This is a genomic window from Pseudomonas sp. NPDC096950 (assembly GCF_044762525.1).
GTDB lineage: Bacteria > Pseudomonadota > Gammaproteobacteria > Pseudomonadales > Pseudomonadaceae > Aquipseudomonas.
In genome coordinates, this window is record NZ_JBIWEL010000001.1 from 100,925 (window position 1) to 121,105 (window position 20,181).

17 protein-coding genes are annotated in these 20,181 nt (G+C 61.8%); 11 read left to right on the forward strand and 6 right to left on the reverse strand.

Annotation, left to right across the window (positions count from 1 at the left end):
- Positions 1 to 281: 281 nt before the first annotated feature.
- Genes rbsK through ACIQY3_RS00595 form a run of 3 tightly spaced genes read left to right on the forward strand, consistent with a single transcriptional unit; the run spans position 282 to position 3,638 of the window.
- A complete protein-coding gene (rbsK, locus tag ACIQY3_RS00585; RefSeq protein ID WP_403016206.1) occupies positions 282 to 1,208 on the forward strand; it encodes a ribokinase in 927 nt (308 codons plus the stop codon).
- A 43-nt stretch (positions 1,209 to 1,251) separates the two neighbouring features.
- The gene (gene fucP / locus ACIQY3_RS00590; RefSeq protein ID WP_403016208.1) at positions 1,252 to 2,583 is read left to right on the forward strand and encodes an L-fucose:H+ symporter permease; all 1,332 of its coding nucleotides are present in this window, start codon (positions 1,252 to 1,254) and stop codon (positions 2,581 to 2,583) included.
- Positions 2,580 to 3,638, forward strand: a complete 1,059-nt coding sequence (locus ACIQY3_RS00595; protein ID WP_403016210.1) for an aldose 1-epimerase family protein — start codon at positions 2,580 to 2,582, stop codon at positions 3,636 to 3,638. Before fucP ends, ACIQY3_RS00595 begins: the two co-directional genes overlap by 4 nt.
- Here ACIQY3_RS00595 and deoR read toward each other — a convergent pair.
- Positions 3,631 to 4,401 (reverse strand): DNA-binding transcriptional repressor DeoR, encoded by a 771-nt coding sequence (gene deoR / locus ACIQY3_RS00600; RefSeq protein WP_177331441.1) that lies wholly within the window; start codon positions 4,399 to 4,401, stop codon positions 3,631 to 3,633. The genes ACIQY3_RS00595 and deoR overlap by 8 nt on opposite strands.
- Before the next feature lie 121 nt (positions 4,402 to 4,522).
- On the opposite strand from deoR, the gene deoC reads away from it, so the two are divergent.
- Positions 4,523 to 5,206 carry a deoxyribose-phosphate aldolase gene (deoC, locus tag ACIQY3_RS00605; RefSeq protein ID WP_403016213.1) on the forward strand — a complete coding sequence of 228 codons (684 nt, stop codon included), beginning with the start codon at positions 4,523 to 4,525 and terminating at the stop codon, positions 5,204 to 5,206.
- Here the strand turns inward: deoC and ACIQY3_RS00610 are convergent, their stop codons facing one another.
- Together ACIQY3_RS00610 and ACIQY3_RS00615 are read right to left on the reverse strand one after the other, a co-directional pair.
- Positions 5,207 to 6,205, reverse strand: coding sequence for an NAD(P)H-quinone oxidoreductase (locus ACIQY3_RS00610; RefSeq protein WP_403016215.1), 999 nt, complete (start codon positions 6,203 to 6,205; stop codon positions 5,207 to 5,209).
- 100 nt (positions 6,206 to 6,305) lie between these two features.
- Positions 6,306 to 7,550, reverse strand: a complete 1,245-nt coding sequence (locus ACIQY3_RS00615; protein WP_403016217.1) for a YbfB/YjiJ family MFS transporter — start codon at positions 7,548 to 7,550, stop codon at positions 6,306 to 6,308.
- Positions 7,551 to 7,663: 113 nt separating this feature from the next.
- On the opposite strand from ACIQY3_RS00615, the gene ACIQY3_RS00620 reads away from it, so the two are divergent.
- The gene (locus ACIQY3_RS00620) at positions 7,664 to 8,539 is read left to right on the forward strand and encodes a LysR family transcriptional regulator (RefSeq protein WP_403016219.1); all 876 of its coding nucleotides are present in this window, start codon (positions 7,664 to 7,666) and stop codon (positions 8,537 to 8,539) included.
- Between the two features lie 125 nt (positions 8,540 to 8,664).
- On the opposite strand, the gene ACIQY3_RS00625 is transcribed toward ACIQY3_RS00620, so the two are convergent.
- The gene (locus ACIQY3_RS00625) at positions 8,665 to 9,387 is read right to left on the reverse strand and encodes a pirin family protein (RefSeq protein WP_403016222.1); all 723 of its coding nucleotides are present in this window, start codon (positions 9,385 to 9,387) and stop codon (positions 8,665 to 8,667) included.
- Positions 9,388 to 9,717: 330 nt separating this feature from the next.
- Here ACIQY3_RS00625 and ACIQY3_RS00630 point away from each other — a divergent pair, with 330 nt between their 5' ends.
- Together ACIQY3_RS00630 and ACIQY3_RS00635 are read left to right on the forward strand one after the other, a co-directional pair.
- Positions 9,718 to 10,668 (forward strand): GlxA family transcriptional regulator, encoded by a 951-nt coding sequence (locus ACIQY3_RS00630; RefSeq protein WP_403016225.1) that lies wholly within the window; start codon positions 9,718 to 9,720, stop codon positions 10,666 to 10,668.
- A gap of 186 nt (positions 10,669 to 10,854) precedes the next feature.
- Positions 10,855 to 12,324 carry an ATP-binding protein gene (locus ACIQY3_RS00635; protein ID WP_403016228.1) on the forward strand — a complete coding sequence of 490 codons (1,470 nt, stop codon included), beginning with the start codon at positions 10,855 to 10,857 and terminating at the stop codon, positions 12,322 to 12,324.
- Here the strand turns inward: ACIQY3_RS00635 and ACIQY3_RS00640 are convergent.
- The gene (locus ACIQY3_RS00640) at positions 12,289 to 15,126 is read right to left on the reverse strand and encodes an ATP-binding protein (RefSeq protein WP_403016231.1); all 2,838 of its coding nucleotides are present in this window, start codon (positions 15,124 to 15,126) and stop codon (positions 12,289 to 12,291) included. The genes ACIQY3_RS00635 and ACIQY3_RS00640 overlap by 36 nt on opposite strands.
- Before the next feature lie 320 nt (positions 15,127 to 15,446).
- Between ACIQY3_RS00640 and ACIQY3_RS00645 the strand changes: the two genes are divergently transcribed.
- Entirely contained in the window at positions 15,447 to 16,022 is a 576-nt protein-coding gene (locus ACIQY3_RS00645) for a flavodoxin family protein (RefSeq protein ID WP_403016233.1), read from the forward strand.
- Between the two features lie 29 nt (positions 16,023 to 16,051).
- Positions 16,052 to 16,876 (forward strand): alpha/beta fold hydrolase, encoded by an 825-nt coding sequence (locus tag ACIQY3_RS00650; protein ID WP_403016235.1) that lies wholly within the window; start codon positions 16,052 to 16,054, stop codon positions 16,874 to 16,876.
- A gap of 125 nt (positions 16,877 to 17,001) precedes the next feature.
- Here ACIQY3_RS00650 and ACIQY3_RS00655 read toward each other — a convergent pair whose 3' ends face one another.
- Positions 17,002 to 17,451 carry a helix-turn-helix domain-containing protein gene (locus ACIQY3_RS00655; RefSeq protein ID WP_403016237.1) on the reverse strand — a complete coding sequence of 150 codons (450 nt, stop codon included), beginning with the start codon at positions 17,449 to 17,451 and terminating at the stop codon, positions 17,002 to 17,004.
- Positions 17,452 to 17,730: 279 nt separating this feature from the next.
- On the opposite strand from ACIQY3_RS00655, the gene ACIQY3_RS00660 reads away from it, so the two are divergent.
- Both ACIQY3_RS00660 and ACIQY3_RS00665 read left to right on the forward strand, forming a co-directional pair.
- Positions 17,731 to 18,714: an MBL fold metallo-hydrolase gene (locus tag ACIQY3_RS00660; protein ID WP_403016239.1), complete on the forward strand. Its 984-nt coding sequence runs from the start codon at positions 17,731 to 17,733 to the stop codon at positions 18,712 to 18,714.
- A gap of 225 nt (positions 18,715 to 18,939) precedes the next feature.
- The gene (locus tag ACIQY3_RS00665) at positions 18,940 to 19,863 is read left to right on the forward strand and encodes a LysR family transcriptional regulator (RefSeq protein ID WP_403016241.1); all 924 of its coding nucleotides are present in this window, start codon (positions 18,940 to 18,942) and stop codon (positions 19,861 to 19,863) included.
- Positions 19,864 to 20,181 lie beyond the last annotated feature (318 nt).

The following is a 20,181-nucleotide window of genomic DNA, read 5'->3' on the forward strand; positions in this document are numbered from 1 at the left end:
TCACCCTGTGGGAGCGAGCCTGCTCGCGAAGACGGCGGCCCATCCTGCATCGATGTCGCCTGACATTCCGCTTTCGCGAGCAGGCTCGCTCCCACAGTGGTTCTGTGTCGTTCAACCGATCGATGTTCGCAACAGTCCACACAGGATTTGCGCAAAGCCGCTCGTCTTTGCCTGTCCACCTACCCAATAAAAAAGATTGAATAATCACATCAAGTGTTATTTAAATAACAAAACAACAACGCCGACACCAGTCCGGCAAGCCGTCACAAGGTGGGATAGCAATGAGCAAGATCGCAGTCATCGGCAGCAATATGGTGGATCTGATCACCTACATCGACCGCATGCCGGCCCAGGGCGAGACGCTGGAAGCGCCGGGGTTTGCCCTCGGTTGCGGCGGCAAGGGCGCCAACCAGGCAGTGGCCGCGGCCAAGCTCGGGGCGGATGTGCTGATGCTGACCAAGGTTGGCGATGACATGTTTGCAGACAATACCTTGGCCAATTTCCAGCGCTTCGGCATCGACACTCGCTACGTGCAGCGCGTGCCTGGCGTATCCAGCGGGGTGGCGCCAATCTTCGTCCAGGCCGATTCCCACAACAGCATCCTCATCGTCAAAGGCGCCAACGCCCATCTGGCCCCGGCGGACATCGACGCCGCCGCGCCAGCGCTGCGCGAGTGTTCCCTGATCGTGTTGCAACTCGAAATCAATGTGGAAACCGTCTACCACGCCATCGCCTTCGGTCGCAAACACAACATCCCGGTGTTGCTCAACCCGGCGCCAGCCTTGGCCGGCCTGAGTCGCGAGCACCTGGCGCAACTGGATTTCCTGGTACCGAACGAATCCGAACTCGCGTTGATCAGCGGCCAGACCGTGGACTCGCCAGAGTCAGCACTGAAAGCCGCGAAAACCCTGGTCGCCAGCGGCATTCGCCATGTGATCGTGACCCTCGGCCAGCAAGGCGCGCTGTACGTCGGCGAGGAGGGCGAGTTCCAGATTCCCGGCCTGCGAGTCGCGGCCCGCGACACCACCGGCGCCGGCGATGCCTTCATCGGTTGCTTCATCCAGCACTGGAGCCGCGACCGCGATATCCGCGCCGCCATGCTCCAAGCGGTGGCCTATTCCGCCTGCTCGGTCACCGGCCTCGGCACCCAGACCTCCTACCCGGATGCCACTGCGTTCGCCGAATTCCAGCGCCAATTCGACGCCTGAAGTCGAACTGATTCACCCCTCACAACCTACCCGGAGAACAACAATGACAAAGCCTCCGCTCCAACAGACGCCCGATGGTTTCTACCTGAACCGCACGCCCTGGTTCGCCTTCATCTTGCTGTGCAGCATTTTCGCGCTGTGGGCGGCGGCCGCGAGCATGAACGACGTGCTCATCGCGCATTTCAAGAAAGCCTTTCTGCTCAGCGATTTCCAGACTGCATTTGTGCAGTCGGCGTTTTACCTCGGCTACTTCTTCGTGGCGATCCCGGCGGCATTGGTGGTCCGGCGTTTCAGTTACAAGACCACCATCCTCATCGGCCTGATGCTCTACATGCTCGGTTGCCTGCTGTTCTTCCCGGCGGCGTCCACCGCCAAGTACGGCATGTTCCTGCTGGCGCTGTTCGTGATCGCGGCAGGTCTGTCGTTCCTCGAAACCGCGTGCAACACCTACTCGACGCTGATGGGCCCGCGTGAAACCGGCACCCGTCGCCTGAACATCTCCCAGACCTTCCACCCGTTCGGTGCGATGGCCGGGGTGTATGTCGGCAGTTTCGTGATGTTCAAGGACACCGACGCCACCCGCGAGCAGCTCACGCAAATGAGCGCTTCCGATGCGGCGATCCAGCAGCTGCAAATGATCCAGTCCACCTTGCTGCCGTACAAATGGATGATCGCGGTACTGGTGCTGATGTTCATCCTGATCGCCATCACTCGCTTCCCGAAATGCAAAGGCAATCAACCGGCCAACAAGAAAACCGCCAGTCTCGGCCAGAGCCTGTCGCGGTTGTGGGGTAACAAGCGTTTCACCTTCGGCGTGCTGGCGCAGTTCCTGTATGTCGGCGCGCAAGTCGGCGTGTGGAGTTTCACCATTCGCCTGGCCATGCAATTGGGCGGGATGAACGAGCGCAGCGCGTCGTGGTTTTTGCTGACGACCTTCGCCATGTATTTCATCGGCAAAATGATCGCCAACGTGCTGATGCGCAAACTGCACCCGGCCAAGGTCCTGGCGGTGTATGGCGTGCTGTGCATTGTGTTGCTGGCCTACACCATCCTCGTGCCGAACATCACCGCAGTGTATGCAGCGGTCGGTGTGAGCGTGTTCCTCGGCCCGTGCTGGCCGACCATTTATGGCCTGACCATCGACGGCCTCGGTGAAGACACCGGCGTCGGCGGTTCGCTGCTGGTGATGAGCATCGTCGGTGGCGGGGTAATTCCGATCTTCCAGGGCCTGCTGTCCGATTACAGCGGCGGCAACATGCAACTGGCCTACAGCGTGCCGTTGCTGTGTTTCATCGTGATCGTCGCCTACGCGGTGCGTTGCCTGCGTCATTCCGCCAGCGAAACGGCCCCCGTAGGTGCGGCGGTGACCTCATGAGTACGCGGATCAACCTCTATCCGGCGCTGTTTGGCGAAGCGCCAAAGACATTGCTGGAGTCAGAACAATTCAGGGTCAGCGCCAGCGTTTATCCCAGCGGCGTACTGGCGCTGGAAATGAGCAACAGCCGTGGAAAACTGGTGGTGCTACCGTATCAGGGCCAGATGATCTGGGACGCCGTGTTCGACGGTTGCGACCTGACCATGAGCAACCTGTTCAGCCAACCCCGACCGAGCCCGACAGTGATCGGCACCTACGGCTGCTTCATGTTCCACAGCGGCCTGTTGCGCAACGGTTGCCCGACGCCCGAGGACGACCATCCGCTGCACGGCGAAATGCCCTGCGCGGCGATGGATCGGGCCTGGCTGGAAGTCGGTGAAGACAGCGCCGGACCCTTCCTGCGCCTGGGCGGCGAGTACGAATACGCCCAGGGTTTTGGCGACCGTTATCTGGCTAGCCCGAGCGTCACCTTGCGTGCCGATTCCGGGCTGTTCGATATCGCCATGACCGTGACCAACCTGGCCGGCAAACCCATGGACCTGATGTACATGGCCCACATGAATTACGCCTACGTCGAGGGCGCGCGGTTTGTCGAGCCGCAGGGATTTGAACGGGTGCGCCTGCGCAGCAGCGTGCCGGCCCACGTCAAACCGACGCCGGCCTGGAGCCGTTACATGGAGCAATTGGCGCTGGAGCCGGAACAGTTCCGCTGCCTGGATCGCCCGGATTTGTACGACCCGGAGATCGTGTTTTTCTTCGACGGCGTGCGAGCCGATGCCAATGGCGATGCGCATTTCCTGCTGAGTCATCCGGACGGCGCGGCGTTCTACACGCGTTATCGCCCCGACCAGTTTGACCACGCAGCGCGCTGGATCCTGCACAACGCCGATCAGCAAGTGGCAGCGTTCATCTTGCCCGCCACCTGCGAGCCGGAAGGCTATCGCGCCGAGTCCGCAAAGGGCCATGTGCGCGCGTTGGCGGCGGGGGAGACGGCGGCGTTCAAGGTCACCACCGGTTATCTGAATAAGGGCGAGCAACAGGCCCTGATCAGATAATCAACTGTGCGCCGCTGGCGGCGATGGCGTCGCGATAGGCCTTGGGGATTTTCTTGTCGCTGACCACGTACTGGAAATCCTCAAGGGCGGCGAAATGCGCGGTGCGCACGGTGTCGAACTTGCTGTGGTCCGCCAGCAGCAAGCGCTGTTGCGCTTGGCGCAGGACCTTCTGCTTGACCTCCACTTCATTGAAGTTGAAGCAGGTCACGCCGAAGTCCTGGCTGACCCCGGCGGCGGACACAAAGGCCCAGGTCAGGCGCACGCCATCGAGGATCCCGGTTTCAGTGGTGTTCTCGAACACCTGGTTCTTGCGGTGGAACGTGCCGCCGCAGACCACGATGTGGCAATTGGGTTTTTGCGAGAGTTTGAGCAGTACGTTGAGGGAGTTGCACACGGCAGTGAACTCGAGCTCGTCGGGGATGAAGTCCACCACGAATGGCGTGGTGGTGCCGCAGTCGAAAAACACCGTGTCGCCGGGCTGGATAAACCGTGCGGCGAGTTTGCCGATACGACGTTTCTCCTCGACGTGCCGGGTGTCCTGTTCGGCCACACGGTAATCGCCGGGTTCATTGCCGTCGTGGATCTTGGTGATGTAACCGCCGAGCAGGCGCAGATGGTCGGTGTACTTGCTCAGGTCGCGGCGCAGGGTCATCTCAGACACGTCCAGCAACGCCGCCATTTCGCGCAGGTGAATGGCGCTCTGGTCTTGCAGGGCTTGTTGAATCAGCTTGAGACGCTCGGCTTTTTTACTGTCCACAGGCATTCCGGGGTTGATTGTTGATGTTATTTAAGTAACATTAATTGTGAGTTTTGTAACGTTTTTGCGCAAATGATCCTCGATTGTGGCGCAGGGGCATTTGAATATACAAACAGGAGTTTTTGCGATGGCCCATCTCCCACCCCAGGCACTGGCGCAGTACATCGATCACACCTTGCTGGCGCCGGACGCCAGCCGCGAACAAATCGCCACCCTGTGCCGCGAAGCGGCGGAACATGGCTTCTATTCGGTGTGCGTGAATTCCGGGCAAGTGCCCCATGCGGCGCAGTGCCTGACAGGTCACAGCGTCAAGGTCTGCGCGGTAGTTGGCTTCCCACTGGGTGCCGGGCTAAGCGACACCAAGGCTTTCGAAGCCGAGCGGGCGATTGCCGCTGGCGCGGGTGAGATCGATATGGTGTTGAACATCGGTTGGCTGAAGGACGGTTTGTTCGCCGAGGTCCAGGACGACATCGCCCAGGTCAAACAGGCCTGCGGCAGCGTGCCGCTGAAAGTCATCCTGGAAACCTGCCTGCTCACCGATGCGGAAAAAGTGAAGGCCTGCGAAATCTGCCGTGAGCTGAACGTGGCGTTCGTCAAGACTTCCACCGGTTTCAGCCGCAGCGGCGCCACCGTCGAAGACGTGGCCCTGATGCGCCGCACCGTGGGCGCCGACGTCGGCGTGAAAGCCTCGGGCGGCGTGCGGGATTACCCGACCGCCGTGGCGATGATCGAGGCCGGTGCGACCCGGTTGGGCAGCAGCTCCGGCATCGCGATCATCGGTGGCTCCCAGGCGGCGGGCGAGGGTTACTGATCAGTTCATCTGCAACACGATCTTGCCGATGTGATCGCCGGCTTCCATCCGCGCATGGGCCTGCGCGGCGTCGGTGAACGGGTAGACCTTGTCGATCATCGGCAAGCAACGCCCGGCCGACAGCACCGGCCAGACATATTCGTACAAGCCCTGGGCGATGGCGGCTTTCTCTTCCCGAGTGCGCGAGCGCAGCAGTGAGCCGGTAATGATCGCGCGCTTGGCCATGATCGCCAGCAGATCGACACCGTCGGCGTGGGCACCGCCGAGGAAGCCGAGCATCACCAATCGGCCTTCCATCGCCAGGGCGGCCACGTTGTTGTTGAAGTACGAGCCACCCATGATGTCGAGGATCACGTTGACGCCTTTGCCGCCGGTTTTCTCGGCGATGACCTGGGCGAAATCCTGATCGCGGTAGTTGATCGCCTTGGCCCCGAGTTTACGAATCGCGTCGCACTTTTCTTCGCTGCCAGCGGTGGCGAAGGCCTCGACGCCGAACTCGCGGCACAGCATCAGCGCGGTGGTGCCGATGCCGCTGGTGCCACCGTGAATCAAGGCGCGCTGGCCTTTGCTGGCGCCACCCATTTCAAACAGGTTGGCCCAGACCGTGAAGAAGGTTTCCGGGATCGCGGCGGCCTGAATCCAGTCCATGCCGTCGGGGATCGGCAGCGTCTGGCTGGCCGGAGCGACGCAATATTGCGCGTAGCCGCCGCCGTTGGTCAGGGCGCAGACCTTGTCCCCCAGCACAAACTCACTGACGCCTTTGCCGATGGCCACGACTTCACCGGCCACTTCCAGGCCGGGAATCGGGCTCATGCCGGGTTTCATCGGGTACTTGCCAGCGCGCTGAATCACGTCCGGGCGATTGACCCCGGCGGCGTGCACGCGGATCAGCACTTCACCGGCGCCGACCGTGGGCATGGGCACATCGCGAGGTTGCAAGACCTCGGGGCCGCCGGGTTGGGTGATTTCGATCAGGGTCATGGTTTGGGGCAGGGTCATTTTTGGGTTCCTGTGGTGAAAGGGATCTGTAAATGTGATCGCATCAATGGGCGAATGATTCAGTGTGGGAGCGAGCCTGCTCGCGAAAGCGGTCTGTCATTCACAAAGATGCCGGGTGTGCCGACGCCTTCGCGAGCAGGCTCGCTCCCACAGAGGATTGGGGTTTATTCAACAACCGCATCGCCAACTCCAAAGCCAGTGCAACAACAATGGCCCCAGCCGCTATCACAAACAACAGCGCGTGATGCCCGCCGCTGGCATTGAAAATCGCTGAATAGGCAAACCCGGTCAGGGCCTGGAACGTGGCGAACGACACCGTGGCGCGGCTCCAGGCAATTTGCTGTTGATGGTGGTTGGGCACCAGTTCATGCACCCGAGCCAGCGCCAGCGGCACGATGCCGGGTGGGAACGAGCCGAGGATCACGGCCAGCAAGGCCAGGGCCAGGAACGAATTGGAAATCGCCAGCAAACCCAGGGCAATCGCCTGCACCACCAACACAATCCGAATGCTCAACCGCGCGCCGAGTTTGTCGGCGAGAAAACCGTAGCTCACCGGCCCGACAATCGCCCCCAGGCCATACATGACCCAGATCAGCGCCCCCACATGCGCCCCGGCGCCGAGGCCGCGGGCGACGAAGTCCACTAGGAACACCATCGCTGGCACCAAGCCCGCTGCCATGAACGCGTATTGAGCGAACAACAGGTACAGGGCCGGCGGGGTTGGCGATGTTGTGCTGCTGCTCTCAACTGGCGCGGCGTGGTGCGGGGTCGAGGTCGGCCAGCCAAACCAGCTCGCGGCGGTCAGCACCAGCGCCAGCAGACCGAGCCCGAACCAGGTGTTCTGCAAACCCAGGCTCAGCAGTGGCGGGACAATTGTTCCCGAGCCGGCAATGCCCAAGCCGATGCCGAGGAAAATCGCACCACTGGCCAGGCCTCGACGGGACACCGGTACATGGGGCAACACGGTCGCCGCCACCAACACCATGATCGCGCCACCGGCAACACCCGACAGCAAACGCCAGCCGAAGAACCAGCTCACCGACAACGGAAAGCCACAGGCGAAAAACGACAGCGTCACCGCCAGCATCATCAGGCGCAGGGCCGTGCTGTTGCCCACCCGGCGGGCCAGTGGATGACCGATCAGTGCGCCAATCAGGTAACCCACCAGGTTGGCGGCGCCGAGGTACACCACGTCGCTGGCGGAAAACCACTGCGCCTGGATCAACGATGGAATCAACGGCGTATAGGCAAAACGCGCCAGGCCGATGCTGACCAGGCTGGCGCAGAGGCCGGCAAAGATCGGCAGCCAGATGGCGCTGGGCGAGGTGGTCGAAGTGCTGTGCATGAGAACATTCCTGTGAGGTTATCTCTGGCCTTCAGCCTATCGAGGTTTATTGATGCAGTAACGCAGCGATTTCGCGCTACAGTGATGCGAATCTGCATCGCGAGGGAAATCGTATGAATTGGGATGACGCACGGGTATTTCTGGCGGTGTGCCGCGAATCAACACTACGTGGCGCGGCGCGGGTGCTGGGAGTCGATCAGGCCACGGTTGGGCGGCGGGTCACGGCGCTGGAAAAGTCCTTGAGCGCGACGCTGTTCCTGCGCACTTCCGAAGGTTATGCGCTGACGGCGGTGGGCGAAGCGGCGTTGCAGGCCGTGGAGAAAATGGAGGTGTCGGCGCTGGACCTGCAACGGCAAATCCAGGGCTTGGACGATCGGCTGACCGGCACGGTGCGGGTCAGCACCACCGATTCCCTGGCCATCGATTTCCTGATCCCGGCGATTGCCCGTTTGCACGACAAACACCCGGACGTTCAGGTGCAACTGGACGCCTCCACGCAAATGATCAGCCTGGCCAAGCGCGAAGCCGATATTGCGGTGCGCAATGCGCGGCCGGACAACCCGGACCTGATCGCCCGGCGCATTGCGCGCTGGCCGGTGGGGTTGTTTGCTTCCCAGGGTTATGTGGACGCCCACGGCGTGCCGGAGCAGGGTTCGGCGTTTGAAGGGCATGATTTGGTGGTGTATCAGCCGTATCTGGCGGGTAATAAAGAGATGACGCTGGTCTCGGAACCGGTGACCCGTGGGCGGATTGTGTCGAGCCTGGGCTCGGGTCTGCTAGTGCGTCGATCCATTGCGGCGGGGATCGGGGTTGGCGAGATTCCGGTGTACATGGGGGAGCGGGATGGATTGGTCCGGTTGTGGCCGGAGCGCACGCGACCGGTGCCGTATGACGTGTGGCTGGTGACCCACGCGGATTTGCGGCATACGGCGCGGGTGAGGGCGGTGATTGATGAGATTGTCGAAGTGTTCGCCGATGCCGTTGCATAACACCTTCCAATGTGGGAGCGGGCTTGCTCGCGAAAGCGGTGTGTCAGCCAACATAAGCGTTGAATGATACACCGCCTTCGCGAGCAAGCCCGCTCCCACAGGTTTCGGGCTTTGTGTTCACGGTGTCATGGCATTTCCGGCAATTCCTGCGGCCGCAAATCAAACACCAACACCTCGGCATCCACGCCATTGCTCAACGTCAGCACCTGTTCTTCGCGAACCCGCACGCCATCGCCTTCCTGCAATTGCAGGCCGTTGAGTTCGACACTGCCGCGAGCTACGTGCACATAGGCATAACGGTTGGCAGCCAATTCCAAAGTGGCGCTTTCCTTGCCATCAAACAGCCCGGCATACACCCGCGCATCCTGACGTACCGACAGCGAACCGTTGGCCCCGTCCGGGGAGATGATCAACTGCAGGCGCCCGCGTTTTTTCTGGGTACTGAAGTGCTCCTGCTGATAACGCGGTTTGGCACCGCTGACGTCCGGCACGATCCAGATTTGCAGGAAGTGCACGCCACGGGTGGCCGAGTGGTTGTACTCGCTGTGGGCCACGCCGCTGCCGGCGCTCATCAATTGCACATCGCCGGGGCGGATCACCGAACCGGTGCCCAGGGTGTCCTTGTGTTCCAGGGCACCTTCGAGCACGTAGGAGAAAATCTCCATGTCCCGGTGCGGGTGCTGGCCAAAGCCTTTGCCGGCCGCCACGCGGTCATCGTTGATCACCAACAGATCGGAAAAACCCTGTTCTTTCGGGTTGCGATAGTTAGCGAAGGAAAAGGTGTGGAACGACTTCAACCAACCGTGATTGGCGGCGCCGCGATCCGAGGCTTTGCGAAGGGTCAGCATGATGAAATCTCCTGTCAGGACGTGAATTCGTCCGAGTGAGGAGAAGGTTAATGTTTACCGTTCGATGCAATAAGTAGATGAAAACTGAAATACTGTCTCTTTCAGGTTGACAGTTTTGTGTATGGGATCACGCATTCTCATCCGACACCAGCGCCATACTTGGCCATAATGCAATCCACACAACCCTGTGGGAGCGGGCTTGCTCGCGAAGGCAGTGTGTCAGCCAGAACAGATGTCGACTGACACACCGCCTTCGCGAGCAAGCCCGCTCCCACAGGGGTTTTGTGTCTAGCCAACAGACCTTTCTATGACTTTAGTGATACCCACCCCATGAAAACCGTGGCAATGGTGCTGTTCCCCAACTTTCTCCTGCTCGACATGGCCGGGCCGATGGAGGTGTTTTCCATCGCCAACCGTTACCTGGAACCGGCCGATCACTATGCGTTGACGATGATCGGCACCGAGCACGGTCCGTTGCGCGCGTCCAATGGCGTCAGCGTCCAGGCTGACGTGCATATCGATCAGGCCAGCGAGCGCTACGACCTGCTGCTGATCCCCGGCGGCCCCGGCGCTTACAACGACAAACCGCCACCCTTGCTGGCCTGGCTGCGGGGCGCCGTGACCCGGGCCGGGCGGTATGGCTCGATCTGCACCGGCGCGTTCGTACTCGGGCATGCCGGGTTGCTCGACGGTTATCGCGTGACCACCCACTGGCACTACACCGAACGGCTGATCAAAGGCTTTCCCAAGGCGAAGGTCGAGACCGATCAAATCTACGTCGAGGATCGCAACCTCATCACCTCCGGCGGGGTCACCGCCGGCATCGACCTGGCCCTCGCAATCGTTGCCCAGGACCATGGCAAAAAAGTCGCCCAGGACGTGGCCAAAGTGCTGCTGGTGGTGATGAAACGCCAGGGCGGCCAGGCGCAATTCAGTCCGTTGATGGCCACCGTCGCGCCTCAGGAAACGCCGATTACGCGAGTGCAGAACTACGTGCTTGAACACCTCGATGAAGCCTTCAGCATCGAACGCATGGCGAGCCTGGCGAACATGAGTTCGCGGCACTTCGCGCGCCTGTTTGCCCGGGAAGTGAACATGACGCCCATGGAATTCCTGCAAAGTGCGCGCATCGATCACGCGCGCCATCTGCTGGAAACCTGCGACGCACCGCTCAAGACCGTGGCCTATAAAAGCGGCTTTGGCAGCGTGCGCCACATGCGGTTTTTGTTCAGTGAAAAACTCGGTTTGACCCCCGCGCAGTACCGCGAACAGTTCAGCTAGAGCCTCTATGGCAGAATTGCGCACCGTGATGTCCGTGTTGCTCCCCGCGCGGTCGTTGTACGGTCATCGATGCCTGCCAAGATAGCTGGGAATGTTTTGCAATGGAGGTGCGGGAGCCTGGATGGACGTGCGCAACGGATGTTTCTGTACCTTGAGCCCGGCCAGGTCTTCAGCACGTGAACGTGCATGAACAGCCTCAGAGAATTAACCAGCGATGCGGTGCTGCGGTTCGGCGCCTACGCGTTCCACCCCAGCCAACGACTGATCCTTGAAGGGGATCGGCCGCTGCGCATGGGCGGGCGGGCGCTGGACATTTTGCAGGTGCTGGTCGAGCGCGCCGGCGAGGTGGTCAGCAAGGACGAATTGATCGCCCGGGTCTGGCCGACGTCGGTGGTCGAAGAGATCAACCTGCGGGTGCACATCGCCGCCCTGCGCCGAGCCCTGGGCGACGGACAGAACGGCGAGCGCTACATCGTCAACCTTCCCCAGCGCGGCTACAGCTTTATCGCCCCGGTGCAGCGCACGCTGGAAGACACACCGGTGTTCATCGATTGCGTGCACTCGCCCCAACACAATCTGCCGGCGCGGCTGACGCCGGTCACCGGTCGCGACTCAATCGTCGGCAGCGTCGTGCGCCAGTTACCGGTTCGGCGATTCATGACCCTGACCGGCCCGGCCGGCATCGGCAAGACCACCGTGGCGTTGCGCGTGGCCGAGTTGCTGTTGCAGCATTACCGCGATGGCGTCTGGTTCATTGACCTGGCAAGCCTCGACGATCCGGCGCACGTGGTCGATCACCTGACCAACACCCTGCCATTCGACACGGACCTGATCTCACGGCATGCCTTGCTGGTGCTCGACAACTGCGAGCATCTGCTCGAACGCTGTCGCTCGCTGGTGGACGACTGGCTGGCCAGCGCGCCACGCCTGTCGATCCTGGTCACCAGCCGCGAACCGTTGCTGGCCCGGGACGAAACCGTGTTGCGCCTGCCACCCTTGGCGGTGCCGCCGGCCTCGGCGTTGTACAGCGTGGCCGAAGCCATGGGCTATTCGGCGGTGCAGTTGTTTGTCAGTCGTGCCCGTGCGCGCCAGCAAGGTTTCACCCTGCGTGAACAAGACCTCAAAGCTGTGCGCGACATCTGCCGGCGTCTCGACGGTCTGCCCCTGGCCATCGAACTGGCCGCCGCGCAGATCGACGCGTTGGCGCTGGTGGGCCTGCAAGCGCAACTGGACAACTGTTTCCAGTTGCTGACCCAGGGCCGACGCACCGCCGTGCCGCGCCACCAGACCCTCAAAGCCGCGCTGGACTGGAGCTACGAACGCTTGAGCCCGCTGGAGCAAATGGTGTTGCAGCATCTGGCAGTGTTCAAAATGGCCTTCACCCTCGATGCCGCGATTGGCGTGATCAGTTGTGCCGTGCTGCCGCCCATGCACCTATTGGCCATGGTCGAACGACTGGTGGGCAAATCGCTGCTGTCGGTCGAGCAGGTTAACGGCACGCCCCGTTATCGCTTCCTCAACACCACGCGTACTTATGCCCTGGAGAAACTCGAAAACAGCGGCCACCTGTGCGCACTCGAACGCAGCCATGCGCACTACACCAGCCGGGCGCGCTGGATCTCAGGCGTGCCATTGCCCGCTGAGTTCGTCGAGTAAACGCCGGACTTTGATCAAGTCTGGCGTGGCAAAACCTTCAGTGAATCGCCCATAAATCGGCGCCAGCAATTCATACGCTTTTTGAGCCTGGCCCTGACCCTGCCAACGCCGCGCCAACGAAGTCGCACTGCGCAACTCCCAGGCCAACGCCCCTTGCTCCCGCGCCACCCCCAACGCTTTGAGCAACACTGCCTCACCCCTGTGGGAGCGAGCCTGCTCGCGAAGACGCCCGTCCAGACAACCCACATCCTGCAGATTCTCCTCCGCCACCAAAGCCTCCCCCCGAACCCGAAAAATCTCCGCCGCACTCCATCCCGCCGCACCACTTTCAGCGCGCGCCAACAACCCTTCATCCGCAAACCCGCCATCCAGCGTCACCATGATCTCTTTCACCAACCCGACACTCGGCTGCGCAGGCCCCTCGACACCATCAATCACCCGCGCGTACTGCCGGGCCCAGTTGTAGAACAGCAGCACCGAGTGCTTCTGCGCCTGTTCCAGCAACAGCCGCACCAGTTCACGGGCGGTGGCGAGGTCGCCGTTGTACTGGGCGATCAGGCAACCGGACAACGCCAGGGTGTAGCAAATGGAGGTGCCGTGGTTGATCTGCATCGCGATGTCCAGGGCCTGGCGCGCGGTGCGCCAGGCTTGCTCCGGGTAACCTTGCAGCCAGAGGATCCGCGCCAGAATGGTCAACGCCGCAACGCTCTGGTCGTACTGCACGCCAAAGCCACGGGTGAAACGGTTGAGGTGGCCGCTGTGGGCCATGCGCTGGATGACCTGCTCGGCATTCTCCCGCGCCTGGTGCTGATCCCCGCAAAAGTGCAGGGCCAGGACGCGCAAACGGTGAGCGCTCAGGGCCAGCACCGCGTCGCCATGCAGCCCCAGTCGGTCGAATTGCCGGGTTTGCTCCAAAGCCATTTGATAGTTGCCGCTGCAGAGATTGACCGCCATGTGCCCGGACACGGCCCGCAACTGACCGGCGACATCGTCGCAGCGTTCGGCCAGGGTCCGGGCGCTGACGAACGCGTCGACGGTTTCAGCGGTGCCACCCTGAGCGTGGTAACAGGAACTGCCCAAGGCAAGCTTGAGCGATATGGTCAGGCGAGGGCAGGGCTCGGGGCTGGCCGCCAGCAACGCCAGGGCCCGACGCACATAAATCCCGTGCTCCTTGAGCAGCGACAGCTCCTGCCACAGCGGTGCCGAGCTGGCGGTCAAGCGAATCGCCAGGGTCTGCGGTCCGTTGGCGTTCAAACCCCACTCGAGGGCGACGCGAATGTCTTCCAGGCTCCTGGCGTATCGCTCGATCCACAGGTGCGTGGGGGTTCGTTCCCAATCGTCATGGGCCTGCTGCATCAAGGCCAGGCAGCGCTCGGCATGCCGTTGCCGGGTGTCCGACAGTTCGCCGGCCAGGTGCAGTTTTTCCAGGGCATAGCTGCGGGTGGTGTCCAGCAGTCGATAGAACACTTCCTCGTCGCCGACTTCCACGTTGAGCAAGGACTTGGCCACCAGTTGCGTGATCGAGGCAAACACCTCGCCGGGCTCGATGTGTGTGCCGACGATGATTGCCGCTGCCGATTCCAGGGTGAAACCATCGCGGAAGATGCCCAATCGGCGCAGACAGGTTTGCTCGCAGGCACTGAGCAGTTCGAAGCTCCAGTCCAGTGTCGCGCGCAGGGTTTGATGGCGGCCCAGGGTGGTTTGGCTGCCTTGGGTCAGCAGGCGGAAACTGCCTTGCAGTTGCGTGTGCAGGCCAACGATGCCGAGGTCGACGACTTGCGCTGCCGCCAGTTCGATGGCCAGCGGAATGCCGTCCAGGCGCCGACAGATATCCACCGCCAAGGGCAGCTCGGCATCGCTGAGTTCGAAACTGTCGTGGCTGGCCATCGCCCGCTCGACGAACAATTGCAGCGCGGAAAAACTCAGGGCCTGGGCGCGGTCGAGCACGGCAATGGGCGGCGGGCAGTCCAGGGATTCCAGGCGTTGCACGTACTCGCCTTCGGCCCGCAGGCTCTCGCGGCTGGTGGCCAGGATGTGCACCTGCGGCGCACCGCGCAGGATGCTTTCGCAGAGCAGCGCAATCGCATCGAGCAAGTGTTCGCAATTGTCGATCACCAACAGCATCTGCCGTTCGCGCAGGAAGGCCGCCAAACCGCTCATCGGCTCGTCGTCGTGCAGGGCCAGGTCCAGCAGCGTCGCCAGATGCGCGGTGATCATTCCGGGGTCGTTGATCGGCGCCAGGTCCAGCAGGCGAATGCCGTCGCGGTAGTCACCGATCAATTGCTCGGCCACCCGCAGGGCTACGGTGGTTTTGCCGATGCCGCCGGGGCCGACCAGAGTGATAAAGCGCTGGCGGGCCAGGTGCGTCACCAGGCTGTCGACCAAATGCTGGCGCCCGATCATGCGCGTGCGGCGCACCGGCAGGTTATGCCGACGGGGTTCGTGAACCGTGTTGTCGGGGTGTTGCCCGCCGGCCTCCAGGGAGAACGGCGCAACAAAACTGTAGCCGCGCTGCGCCACGGTGACGATGAAGCGCTGGCCGGCCTGACCGTCGCCGAGCGCCTTGCGCAACGCCGCCATGTGCACCCGCAAATTGATGTCTTCGACCACGCTTTTCGGCCACACCTGCGCAATCAATTGCTGTTTGCTGACCACGTTCCCGGCGTGCTCCAGCAGGATCAACAGAATGTCCATGGCGCGCCGGCCCAGGCGCAAGGGCTGGTCGCCTTCCAGGATCAGACGTTGTCCGGGATAGATCCGGTAAGGGCCGAAAAGCACGGCCTGTTCGGGGGAAAGGGTCAACGGGTCACTCCTGCTTGCATCCGTCTAGATCGCGGTTTTCCGAGCATATTCCTCAGGATTGTCCATTAGCGCAACGACGGCTCGACTGACTGCCAGGTGTTCGCTGCGACTGCCGCGTTCGCGGTGTGGGTCGCTGCTCCGTATTTATTGAGCCCAAGTGTGACAAAAAGCCCTGCGGGGCGTTGGGCGCGGTTTTGAAAATTAACAACGTTTAACTCGTCGAGTGTCCGGTCTACGCCCAAAACTCTGTGGCTTCAAGTCCAACGGAGACCGTTGTCTTCGCGCTGTAAAAGGAATGGACACTTCTGGAGGATGCCGGAATGAGCGATGTGGTGGTGGTCTATCACAGTGGCTACGGGCACACCCGGGTCATGGCCGAAGCCGTGGCGATGGGTGTGGAACGCCACGTGGGCAGCACCTGTCGGCTGATTGCGGTGGAGGACGTCGAGACCCAGTGGGAGCACCTGCACCGGGCCGACGCGATCATCTTCGGCGCCCCGACCTACATGGGCAGCGCCTCGGCGTCCTTCAAGGGTTTTATGGAGGCCACCTCCGCGTTCTACCTCGCCCAGCCCTGGCGCGACAAGCTCGCCGCCGGGTTCACCAATTCCGGCTGCCTGTGCGGCGACAAACTCAACACCTTGCTGCAAATGGCCGTGTTCGCCGCCCAGCATTCGATGATCTGGGTCGGCCTCGACGTGCTGCCTGCGCGCAGCGGCACCGGACTGTTCGAAGGGCAACTCAATCGCCTCGGCAGCTCCCTCGGCGCCATGGCCCAGTCGAATGTCGAACAGTGCCCCGACGATGCGCCACCGCCCGAAGATCGCTGCACTGCGGCGCTTCTTGGCGAGCGGGTAGCGCAGCTGGCCGAACGCTTGCGTCACACCCCGATTTGAAACATCCCCTCAAAAAAGGAGCACGCCACATGAGCACATTCACCACCCGCGACGGCACCGAGATTTACTACAAGGACTGGGGCACCGGTCAGCCGATTGTCTTCAGCCACGGCTGGCCGTTGAACGCAGACAGCTGGGAATCCCAGATGATCTTCCTCGCCTCCAAGGGCTACCGGGTCATCGCCCACGACCGCCGTGGTCATGGCCGCTCCAGCCAGCCGTGGTCGGGCAACGACATGGACACCTACGCCGATGACCTGGCGCAATTGATCGAGTTGCTGGACCTGAAAGACGCCGTGCTGTTCGGCTTCTCCACCGGTGGCGGTGAAGTGGCGCGCTACATCGGTCGTCATGGCACGGATCGTGTTGCGAAGGCCGGGCTGATTTCCTCGGTGCCACCGCTGATGCTCAAGACCGAAGCCAACCCGGGTGGCCTGCCAATCGAAGTGTTTGATGGCATTCGTACGGCCTCGCTGGTGGACCGTTCGCAGCTGTACAAAGACCTCGCCGCCGGCCCGTTCTTCGGCTTCAACAAACCGGATGCCAAGCCATCACAGGGCATGATCGACTGGTTCTGGCTGCAAGGCATGAGCTCCGGCCACAAGAACGCCTATGACTGCATCAAGGCGTTCTCGGAAACCGACTTCACCGAAGACCTGAAGAAGTTCGACGTGCCGACATTGGTGGTGCATGGCGATGCGGACCAGGTGGTGCCGATTGAAGCGGCGGGGATTGCATCGGCCCGCTTGGTCAAGAGTTCGACGCTGAAGGTGTATCCGGGTGCGCCGCATGGTTTGACGGATACCCATAAAGATCAGCTCAACGAAGATCTGCTGGCATTTTTGAAGGGCTGATTAATACCGAAAAACCTGTGGGAGCGGGCTTGCTCGCGAAGGCGGTGAACCAGTCAACATCAATGTTGGCTGACACTCCGCTTTCGCGAGCAGGCTCGCTCCCACAGGGATTGTGTTCACTGGAGTTACGGGTGTGCGCACAACCCTGACGGCTGCGATCTTTTGCTGCTGAACGGCACCGCACGCACAACCCTGCACCGCCACGCAAACGGGGTGATCCCTTCGCTGCGGGTGAAGATGTGGCAGAAATGCGCCTGGTCGCAAAAACCGCATTCCAGACTAATCTGCGTCAAGGTCAGGTCGGTGTCCCGGATCAGTTGCTTGGCTTTGGCGATGCGCTGGCAACGAATCCAGTCCTGGGGCGATATCCCGGTGCTGCACTTGAACGCCCGGGAAAAATGGCTGCGCGACAACGCGCAAGCCCGGGCCAGTTCGGTGACTTCCAGGGTGTCGCTCAGGCCTTCGAGAATCAGTTGCTTGACCAGGTTTTCGCGCCAGGGCGCGAGGCCGCCGGTGGTGGCTTTATGCGCTGGCGTGGCGAACGCGCTGACGGCGTTGGGCTGAACGTGGGCCATGACAAATATCCGTGTCGGTGGGAATGCGCGGGCGCACTGCACGGTGGGTCAGCACCTTCCCTTTTTGAAGAAAACAGGTCTGCGCAGAGGGCTTCATTCTTGGGCGCGGAGGGCGGGCAGGCGAGTTAAACGTTGTTAATTCCGCGCGCGGTTCGTGGTGAACAAACCGCGCTAACTCAGCACATCGCTGCAATCGAGCGTCGGCCGGGATGGTGCAAGATGGGATACGCATGGCGGCCGTTGGCGGGCCGTTTTCTTCAGGACATCAAAGGTGAACGCATGAAGCATTCTCTGGTTTGCACACTGGGCCTCGCGGTTGCGCTGGCTTCCGGAATTTCCCTGGCGGCGGCGCCGGCTCAGGTCGGCACCCAAGTGCCCGGCTACTACCGATTGGCGGTGGGTGATTACGAAGTCACCGCGCTGTTTGACGGTTACAACGACCTGTCGCCGAAACTGCTCAAGGGCCTGACCCAGAGCCAGATCCGCGCATTGCTGGCCCGTCGTTCGATTGAAACGCCGGGAGTGCAAACCGCGTTCAACGCCTTTCTGGTCAACACCGGCAAGCAACTGATCCTGGTCGACACCGGGGCAGGGCAGTGCATCGGCGCCACCGCCGGCATGCTCTCGGACAACATGAAAGCCGCCGGTTATCAGCCCGATCAGGTCGACACCATCCTGCTGACTCACCTGCACCTCGACCACGTCTGCGGTCTGGTCGATGCCGAACAAAAACCGGTGTTCGCCAACGCCACGGTCTACGCCGCCAAGGCTGAAGCCGCTTATTGGCTCGACCCGCAAGCTCTGGCCAAGGCCCCCGAAGGCGCCAAGGCCTATTTCAAAATCGCCCAGGACTCCACCGCCCCGTATGTCGCGGCGGGTCGCTTCAAAACCTTCGACGCCGGCCAGTCGCCGGTGCCGGGTGTCGAGGCCACATTGGAAGCCGGGCACACGCCGGGCAGCACCACGTACCGCTTCACCTCCCAAGGGCAGAGCATTCTGTTTATGGGCGACCTGGTGCATAACCTCGCGGTGCAATTCCTGCATCCCGAGGTGTCGATCGGTTTTGACGTCAACAGCCAGCAGGCGATCAAGAGCCGCAACCAGGTGTTCTCCGATGCCGCGACCAGCAAGACCTGGGTCACGGCCGCGCACTTGCCATTCCCGGGCATCGGCCACATCGCCGCAGAGGGCAAGCATTTCCAATGGGTGCCCGTGGAATACGGTCCTTACAAACGAGCGGCGAAAGTGCCGTTGATCGAGTAAAGTCCTGAGCACTGCGAACACAAAACCTGTGGCGAAACGGATGACCTGTGGCGAGGGGGCTTGCCCCCGTTCCAGTGCGCAGCACTGGCAGTATTTCAGCTGCACTGGAGATTTTGGGGCCGCTTCGCAGCCCAACGGGGTGGTGCGGCATTCCGACAAGCCCCCTCGCCACAGGGTTTTGCATTGACCACTTAGCCTCGGTGTAACCACAAGGAAACCATGCTGATGAACCGTAACGATCTGCGCCGCGTCGACATGAACCTGCTGGTGATTTTCGAAGCCCTGATGTTCGAAAAGAACCTGACTCGGGTCGCTGAAAAACTGTTCATGGGTCAACCGGCGGTGAGTGCGGCGCTGGGGCGTTTGCGCGATTTGTTTGACGATCCGTTGCTGCTGCGCAACGGTCGCGGCATGGAGCCGACGGCGCGGGCACTGGCGATTCTCAAGGAACTGCAACCGGCGATGGACGTGATCTCTGGCGCAGTCAGCCGGGCCAAGGAATTCGAGCCGGCGAGCAGCTGTGATGTGTTTCGAATTGGTCTGTCGGACGACGCCGAGTTTGGCTTGTTTCCGCCGCTGCTGAGTCAGTTGCGGGAAGAGGCGCCGGGGATCATCGTCGTGGTGCGCCGGGCCAATTACCTGCTGATGCCGGCGTTGCTGGCGTCCGGGGAAATCTCCGTGGGCGTCAGCTACACCACCGATTTGCCGGCCAATGCCAAGCGCAAGAAACTGCGGGACATTCCCTGCAAGGTCCTGCGCGGAGACAAACGGCCCGGTCCTCTGACCCTCGACGAATACTGCGAACGGCCCCATGCGATGGTGTCGTTCTCCGGTGACCTGAGCGGCAACATCGATCTTGACCTGGCCAAGATCGGTCGCAGTCGGCGCGTGGTGCTGGGCGTACCGCAATTCAGCGGTTTGCGCGCCTTGTTGGCCGGCACCGAAATGATCGCAACCGTTCCCGATTACGCCGCGTGCGCCCTGGTCGAAGGCTGTGCCCTGCGCGCCGAAGACCCACCGTTCCCCATCGAAGCCGCACAACTGTCGATGGCCTGGAGCGGCGTGCACGACAACGACCCGGCCGAAAAATGGCTACGCTCACGCATCAGCCAATTCATGTCCGAACCCCTCAACATCCCAACCCCGTAACCCCAGTCCAACACCGACTGATCGTTCCCATGCTCCCGCGTGGGAATGCCTCAACGGACGCTCCGCGTTCGGCTTTGGTTGGGACGCGGAGCGTCCCGGGCTGCATTCCCACGCAGAGCGTGGGAACGATCAAAGTCAGCGCCGTCGAAAATCAAGATCAAAAGATCGTCCGAACGCGGCCCGAGCCTTAGGCAGCTACTTGGGATGTGCGTGTAAGCAAAAAGAGCACGTACATCCAATTTTTCCCATTCCCCCCCCGGCACTCTCTCATCAAGTGCCGGCGAAGCCATGCCGGCGATTTTTCAATGGGGCGGACGG